Below are 2,644 nucleotides of genomic sequence, written 5' to 3' on the forward strand. Positions count from 1 at the left end.
ACCATCGGCCATTCGAACCGTACGATCGAGGAGTTCATCGGACTGCTGCGGCAGAACGGCATCGCCTGTCTGCTCGACATCCGTACGGTGCCAAAGTCGCGCCATAATCCGCAGTTCGGCCAGGACCAGCTGTCCGTTTCGCTGGCCGAAGCGGGCATCGAGTACCGTTACCTGCGCGGCCTTGGCGGCCTGCGTCGTCCGCGCAAGGATTCTCCCAATGCAGGTTGGCGCAACGAATCGTTCCGCGGCTATGCCGACTACATGCAGACGGAAGAATTTGCGGCCAACGTCGAGACGGTCAAGGAGCTGGGCCGCGAAAAGTGCTGCGTGCTGATGTGCGCGGAGGCGGTGCCGTGGCGCTGCCACCGTTCGCTGGTGGCGGACGCCTTACTGGTCCGCGGCGTGCGTGTGGACGACATCATCGATGCGCGCCAGCGCCGCCCCCACAAGCTCACGCCATTCGCGCAGGTCGACGGCCTTCAAATTACCTATCCGCCGGAGCAAGAGGGTTCCCAGCAATAGCTTGCAAAAACTGCTAGGCTTGCGAGCTGGTAGATTTGAGCGAGAGAGAAGCGGGTATGACCGGGATCGATTTGCCCTTGCTGGAACGCTGGCTGACGGGTTGGAGTTTGTCGCGCGGCGTGCCACTGCCTGTCAGGGAAGAAGGTGGATTGCGCGTTGAAGTGGGCATGCCGCTGCAGCTGCGCCGCTATGTGTTTCCGGATGCCGGGCCAGCGCTGCAGGCTTGTGCCGACCGCATACAGGCACCGCACATCTATCTGAAGGCGGCGGTTGAGCCTGAGGTGCTACGCACTGCGCTGCCAGCGCGATGGACGGTGGAGGCCCCGGGCTATCTGATGCGCGGGCCTGAATCGCTATCCAGGCAAACAGAACTGCCGTCTGGGTATCGCATCGACGTCGTGGAGGACGGCGCCACAACGCTTGTACGCGTGCTGCATGCAGCTGGAGAGCAGGCTGCCTCAGGCCGCACTGCAACGCATGAGGGATGCGCCGTGTTCGATCAGATCGTCACTGCGGAATCGCACCGCCGCCGGGGCTTGGGCACGCTCGTCATGCAGAGACTGGACGAGCTGGCCAAACATGCCGGGGCGACCGAGCGCCTGCTGGTGGCCACGAAAGAGGGGCGTGGCCTGTATCTGAGCCTGGGCTGGCAGCTGCTTGCGCCGTGGTCTACAGCCGTGCTGCCAGCGCAGTGCTAGGGCTTCGCCGCTGGCTGATGCTGTAGCCAGCTTACCACTGCGGCTGACAAGGCGATGCGGTGGTCGGTGAATGGATGATCGGTGTCCATGGTGAGGCTGGTGATTTTGCCTTTGTGCTGAGCGCGAATGGCGTCAGCCAGCTTTTTGTTCGGCTCGCCGCCTCCTTTGGCTGCGCCGATCACCAGTGCCGGTTTGGCAGCCAGTGCCGGTGCGTAATTGATCAAATTCCACTCGTCCGAGTGCCGTTTAATTTCGTCGCCAAGATGTTCAGCATCGGTGCCTGCCAGGCTGTTGCCCAGATCATCGAAAGCCGCGACAAACTCTTTCATCATGTCGGGATGCTCGGCCAGCTCTTTGCCATCGAGGCCAGCGTTCCACGCATCGAGCAGCACCAGTCCTGCCGCGTCGGGGTGTTTGGCGACGTAAAGCGCTGCGGCCAGGCCGCCCATGCTGTGGCCACCGATATACAAACGGTGTGGATCGACGTTGTATTTGGCTGCGCTCTCCGCTTGCTGCAGGAAGCTCATGGCCGCCGCTGCATCCTCAATCGCGCCTTCGATGCTGAAGTTGCCGGGCGATCCCCAGCTGCCGCGATAGTGCATGGTCAGCACATTCCATCCGGCGCGGCGTATTGCCTGCGCCAGATCCAGATTCTGTTCATTCCCGGGCAGGCCATGCAGCAGCACCAGTGTCGGTTTCGGACCGGCCCCTGACGCCTTCATCATCAAGGCATTCATGCCCACGCCTGCACTAGGAATCAGCAGCTGCTTGTTTGCCGGCGGATTTTTTTGATCGCGAACCGGATCAGCAATGACGGCCGGCGGCAGCGTCACAGCGTGCACGCTGTAAGCGGTCAGCATCAAGGTGGACAGAAAGATGAGGCGCTGCAATGGCTTCATGGAGATCCCCGCAGATAGGTGTGCAAGCGATTCTGGCATTTCAGAAATTAGAAAGCAAGATCGGGCAACTGCGCGCCGTTTGCCAGACGCATTCCGCTAACATCACTGCCGGATAGCGACGCGGAGGGCATCATGAGCACATCTCTCGACTTCCCGCATTTTCTGCAGCGGCGGGAAGAAGCATCAACGGCATTCGTCAATGGCGACTACCGCCCACTGCAGGAAATCTCGACGCCGACTTCGCCTGCGACAATCTTCGGACCCAAGGGCGACTGCGTTCAAGGCGCTGAAGAAGTCAACAAGGCGAACGAACAGGGCTCGCATGCATTCGCCGAAGGCAGCGAAAACGCCTTCGACATCATGCACAAGGCGAGTGACGGTGTTCTGGCTTACTGGGTCGGCATCCAGCGCTCCAACGTGGCGATGAAAGGCAAATCGGAAAAGACCGAGATGAATCTCCGCGTCACGGAAATTTTCCGCCGCGAGGACGGCGAGTGGAAGCTGATCCATCGCCACGCCGACAAG

At 61.1% G+C, this 2,644-nt stretch carries 4 protein-coding genes; 3 read left to right on the forward strand and 1 reads right to left on the reverse strand.

The features are described from left to right. Positions 1-522, forward strand: a 522-nt coding sequence (locus AB4Z11_RS28920) for a DUF488 domain-containing protein (protein WP_442029271.1), incomplete at its 5' end; no start/stop codon positions are given. Between the two features lie 56 nt (positions 523-578). Beyond that, positions 579-1,220 (forward strand): GNAT family N-acetyltransferase, encoded by a 642-nt coding sequence (locus tag AB4Z11_RS28925; RefSeq protein ID WP_442029272.1) that lies wholly within the window; start codon positions 579-581, stop codon positions 1,218-1,220. On the opposite strand, the gene AB4Z11_RS28930 is transcribed toward AB4Z11_RS28925, so the two are convergent. Further along, entirely contained in the window at positions 1,217-2,119 is a 903-nt protein-coding gene (locus tag AB4Z11_RS28930; RefSeq protein ID WP_442029273.1) for an alpha/beta hydrolase family protein, read from the reverse strand. The genes AB4Z11_RS28925 and AB4Z11_RS28930 overlap by 4 nt on opposite strands. A gap of 132 nt (positions 2,120-2,251) precedes the next feature. On the opposite strand from AB4Z11_RS28930, the gene AB4Z11_RS28935 reads away from it, so the two are divergent. Beyond that, the coding region (locus AB4Z11_RS28935; RefSeq protein WP_442029274.1) for a YybH family protein at positions 2,252-2,644 on the forward strand (393 nt) is incomplete at its 3' end.

Source organism: Pseudoduganella sp. RAF53_2 (assembly GCF_052113985.1).
Classification (GTDB): Bacteria; Pseudomonadota; Gammaproteobacteria; order Burkholderiales; family Burkholderiaceae_D; genus Rugamonas.

Coding starts and splice junctions, on each gene's coding strand:
- AB4Z11_RS28930 (WP_442029273.1), bottom strand. CDS start 2,119: ATGAAGCCATTGCAGCGCCTCATCTTTCTGTCCACCTTGATGCTGACC.
- AB4Z11_RS28925 (WP_442029272.1), top strand. CDS start 579: ATGACCGGGATCGATTTGCCCTTGCTGGAACGCTGGCTGACGGGTTGG.